The organism is Pseudomonas sp. RL_5y_Pfl2_73 (assembly GCF_963970515.1).
In the GTDB taxonomy this organism is placed as follows: Bacteria; Pseudomonadota; Gammaproteobacteria; order Pseudomonadales; family Pseudomonadaceae; genus Aquipseudomonas.
The window spans coordinates 1-5,111 of the sequence record NZ_CAXAPD010000067.1 but is presented as its reverse complement, the minus strand read 5'-3'; the positions used below and the strand labels follow the sequence as shown (position 1 = coordinate 5,111).

Below are 5,111 nucleotides of genomic sequence, written 5' to 3'. Positions count from 1 at the left end.
TCGGCACCCACACCGATTGCCCAGTGATCTACCAACCCATGAGTGGCGGCGATGCCCCGGAACCGGCACTGACCCGCTTCCACTACACCGAACAGGTGCGCACCGCCGTGCAGGTGCAGCGCGACTATACCTTCACCCATCCGCGCTACAACCAGCAGCACACCGCCACCGGCGACCAGGACCTGAACAACCAACACAAGGACTACGAACGCTACAACTATCCCGGGCGCTACAAGCGCGACATCGCCGGCAAGCCCTTTACCAAGACGCGGCTGGCCGCGCTGCGCAACGACGCCAAGCTGGCCCATCTGGAAGGCGACGACGCGCGCCTGCAACCGGGGTTGGCGTTCGACCTCAACGATCATCCACGCGAAGACTTCAACGACCGCTGGCGCACCATCGCCATCCAGCACGAAGGCAAACAGCACACCAGCTTGCAGGAAGAATCGTTTGGTAGCGGCCTCGGTACGGCTTACTCGTTGAAGGCCAGCGCCATCCGCTGGACCTCGGATTGGAAGGCGCCGTTGCGTGACAAACCCTGCATCGACGGCCCGCAGATCGCCACGGTGGTTGGGCCACCGGGGGAAGAGATTTATTGCGATGAATGGGGACGGGTGAAAGTGCAGTTCCCGTGGGATCGTTCGGATAAAAACAACGATCAGAGTTCGTGCTGGATTCGTGTGGCCCAGGGCTGGGCGGGCGCGACCTGGGGGGCGATGGCGATTCCCCGTGTAGGTCAGGAATTGATCATCAGCTATCTGGATGGCGACCCTGACCAACCCATTGCCACGGGGCGCGCCTACCGACAGACCAATCTGCCTCCGTATGAGCTGCCCAAGCACAAGACGCGGATGACTATCAAGAGCCGAACCCATAAGGGCGAAGGTTTTAATGAACTGCGCTTTGAGGATGAGTTGGGGCAGGAAGAGGTGTTTGTCCATGCTCAGAAAGACCAGAACACAGTGGTCAAGAACAACCAGACCCAATCGATTGGCGCTGACCGAAACAGCCAGGTGGGCCAGGACGAAACCATCACCGTGGGCCGCACCCGCATGCGGGTGGTGAAGGCCAATGACACGCTGAAAGTAGGCGGCAGCAAAAGTGACTCGATCGCCAACGAATACACCGTCGAAGTGGGCAACGCTTTACGCCTGAAATGCGGCAAGACGGTGATCGAACTGCAGGCCAACGGCACGCTGAATATCACCTGCGAGAACTTCAACATCACCGGATTGCAGTCCGGCCAGATCAACACCCCCGACGGCATGCTGGATCTCAACGTGGAAGGCGGCACTGCTGCCGCCTCCGCTGACGGACGAGATGCCAGCGCGCTCAAAAATGAGGTCAACAGCCATTTTCAGGAGGGCTGAGACCTCTGATGACTGACCTGCACTTCCCCAGCTAAGGAACACCTGAATGGCCAGATACCTGACTCAGGATCTCAACGTCGACCTCGGCGATGAGATGCCCGAAGACACAACACTGAACATGCTCCAGTTTCGCGAGCGGCAAACCACCTTGGTCATCGCTCGTAGCGCGCTACCAGAACACCAGACCCTGGATGATGCCTACACATTTCAACTGGACTTGCTGCACAAACGGCTCACCGCGTTGACCTGCACTGATCCCGTGACCGTTTTTATTGGGAAAGACAAGCAAGTCGAAGGTCGTGAAGCAGCACTCCAGTTCACGCACGGAAATCAGCCTATGTATCAGCTCCAGTTGGCCTGCCAACTGCCTGGGCAACAACGCCTGCTGGTCCTGAACTACAGCAAACACAGCGCGCTTACCGAGGCAGATATCAGCCATTGGCGCGTGATCAAAGACAGCCTGCTCTTTTCCTGATCAGGCCACTCAATCCATTTGCATACACGCCACAGCAAGGAGCACACACCAATGGCGCAGAACGTCCATGCCGCCAGGGAAGGAGACGCGATCCTTCACCCACCACTGGCTGCCGAACTGATGAGTGCATTGGCAGAAGCGGTTGTCTACGCCGCCGCGACCGCTCTCGTTGCGGCGGCGATTGCCGGCACCGTTGTCGCGGTGGTGGGCACGGGCGGTGCGGCGGCCGTCCTCGTCCCTGTGATTGCTGGAGCACTGGTAGGCGGTGCCAGCATGATTCCCATCGGTGACAAGAGCACCGGTGAAGCCATCACCGGCGGGGGTGAATCCCTTGCCAACAGCGTGTTCCCGGCAGAGCCATTCGGCAAGATTGAAAGCGGCTCGCAAGACACCCGCGTCAACGGAAAGGCCGCAGCTCGGGCCGCAGGGCGCAGCACAGGAGGCAGCGGCGCGGACGCCTCCGAAGAGGAGGCAGAACCGTCATTTCTGGACAATGTCGGAGCAATGGCGATGTCCGCCGCGCCCATGCTCTTACCTGTGCTCGGGCTGGGCATGGCGATCTACGACATCTTCAATCCTCCTCTCACCACACCAGCAGCCCCGGGAACAGAGCCAGCAGACCAGGATAAGGTCACCTGCGAACGCCATCCCCCTATGCCCGATACCTACATCGCGCAAGGGTCCAGCAAGGTGTTCATCAACGGACAGCCGGCCGCCCGAGCCGGCGACAAGACCACGTGCGATGCAACCATCGACAGCGATGCCAATGTCTCTCCCAACGTGCGCATCGGGGGTGAGCCGCTGACCGTGCGGGATATCCGCAATGGCAAAAGCAAGATTGCGCAGTTCACCGGCATGGTGGCCGGCATGTTGATCTCGCGCAAAATCAAGCTCAGACCGCGACCGAAGGGCAGCCCCAAACCGTGGTGGCGCATTGGGGGATGCAAGGGCAACCCTGTGATTGTCTCGACCGGAAGTAAAGTCCTGGGTGGTCCAGAGGATCAAGATTTCACATTGCCTGCTTTGCTTCCTATTGAATGGGCCAGAGGCTACGACAGTAACGATCTACGCAATGACGGCTTGTTCGGCATGGGCTGGAGCGTGCCCTATGAAGTGGAAATCCTGCGTGTGCCTCATCCCGAGGGTGGCGAATTGTGGATCTATGTCGACGACGAAGGCACCCGCCTGGAACTGGGTCGGCTCAAAGCAGGTGATGCTTTTGTCAGCGTGCTCGATGGGCTGACATTCTTTCAATTGGAAGACGGGCAGACCGTGGTGGAGGACATCTACACCGGTCTCTACCAAGTCTTCCAGAGTGACCCGCACAACCCGAAACGCTCGCGCCTGATTAAACTTGGCGATCGCAACCTAAACACGTTGGGGCTTCTCTACGATCAAACAGGCCGGCTGCACTACGTGTGCGACGATTTGAGCCAAACTACCGTTCGGCTGAGCTATGACACGCAGCACCCGAAGCGGGTCAGCCAAGTGGAACGACTCTACATCAAGCTTGGCAATGATCCCCGGATCGAACACACCGAAGTGCTTGCCAGCTATCGCTACACCCAAAGCGGCCAGTTGCAGGAAGTACTCGATGCCACAGGCCAAGTCCTGCGTCGCTTCACTTACACGGCGCAAGGCTTCCTCGATAGCCATACACTGCCCAGCGGCGCGACCCGACAGTATCAATGGCAACGTTTCGAAGTTCCCGCACAACGTCCTCAATCGGTGCGCGCAGACGGCAGCCTCTGCAAATTTCCGCCCCTGCTCGAACCTCAACCTGATCATGAGTGGCGCGTCATCCGCCATTGGGGCAGCGATGGCGAGGACTATCGCTTCGAGTACGACCTGGAAAAAGGCGAAACCCACGTCACCGACAGCCTCGGTCGCCAGGACCATTACTACTGGGGGCCCTTCTATGAGATCTACAAACACATCGACCCCATGGGGCACTGCTGGCAGGAAGACGTGCTGGGCGGCCAACTGCTCAAGAGCATTGACCCGCAGGGCGGCGAATGGCAATACGGCTACGACGAACTCGGCCGCCTGATCGAAACCCGCGACCCGCTGGGCCGCTGCGAAAGGATCCGCTACACCCGCCACTGGGCGTTGCCACTGCGCATCACCGATGGCGCCGGGCGCACTCAACGCTTCGGTTACGATGGCCAGGGTAATCTGCTGTGGGAGCAAGATCCTCTCGGTCGAAAGAGCCAGTACCGGTATAACGCCCAGGGCCAGGTCGAATGCATCACCGACCCTTTAGACAAACACAAATATTTGCGTTGGAACGTTCACGGGCAACTGCTCAACTACCGTGACTGCTCCAACCACGAGACCCACTACCGCTATGATCGGCGTGGCCTGCTCAGCGAAACCATCAACGCCCGCGGCGAGCATACCCACTATCGGTATGACGCCCGCGGCTACCTGATCGAAAGCCAACGCCCCGACGGCCGTATTGATCGCTACGACATCGACGCCGCCGGCCAGTTGACCGCCTACACCGACCCGGCCCAGCGCATCACCCGCCTGCGTTATGACCGCAGTGGCAGGCTGATCCAGCGGGTCGATGCCCTCGGCCACAGCGTCGAGTTTGGCTACGACGCCTATGGCCGCCTGCTGCACCTGAGTAATGAAAACCGCGAACACTACCGCTTCGAGTGGGACGTGCTGGACCGCCTGCTGGCCCAGCAGGACCTGGATGGCAGTGGACGTATTTATCAGTACAACCCGTTGGGTGATGTCACCGGCATCCACCATATTCCTGCACCGAATGCCGAGCCCGATCTGGACGGCAAGGACAGCGTCGAATCACCCACCCCGCTGCAACACCACTTCGAGCGCGATGCCCTGGGACGGTTGATCCGCAAACGCACCGACGATGGGGTCACCGATTATGCCTATGACAATGCCGACAACCTGCTGGCGATCAGTTTTACCGATAACCAAGGCGACCAACAGCGACTCGACTACACCTTCGACGCCCTCGGCCAACTGCTCAGCGAGACCAATAGCGCCGGCCTGTTGCAGTACGACTACGATGAACTGGGCAACCTGCAAACCCTGACCCTGCCCGATCAGCGTCAGCTCAACCATTTGTACTACGGCAGCGGCCATCTGCATCAAATCAACCTGGGTAGCCGGGTGATCAGCGACTTCGAGCGCGATCAACTGCATGACGAGGTCTTGCGCACCCAAGGCAGTCTGTTGACCCGCACGCGCTACGACCGCAATGGTCGCCTCAGCCAAAAGGCCCTGCACTACCA

3 protein-coding genes are annotated in these 5,111 nt (G+C 59.6%); all 3 read left to right on the top strand.

Going from position 1 to position 5,111, the window contains the following annotated elements; genetic code table 11:
- Positions 1–1,370 (top strand): type VI secretion system tip protein TssI/VgrG (gene tssI / locus AACY42_RS27880; RefSeq protein WP_339483714.1); only part of this gene is annotated, 1,370 nt, incomplete at its 5' end.
- 46 nt (positions 1,371–1,416) lie between these two features.
- Complete coding sequence (locus tag AACY42_RS27875; protein ID WP_339483712.1) at positions 1,417–1,845, top strand: DcrB-related protein; 429 nt, start codon at positions 1,417–1,419, stop codon at positions 1,843–1,845.
- A gap of 51 nt (positions 1,846–1,896) precedes the next feature.
- Positions 1,897–5,111, top strand: a 3,215-nt coding sequence (locus tag AACY42_RS27870; RefSeq protein ID WP_339483711.1) for a DUF6531 domain-containing protein, incomplete at its 3' end; no start/stop codon positions are given.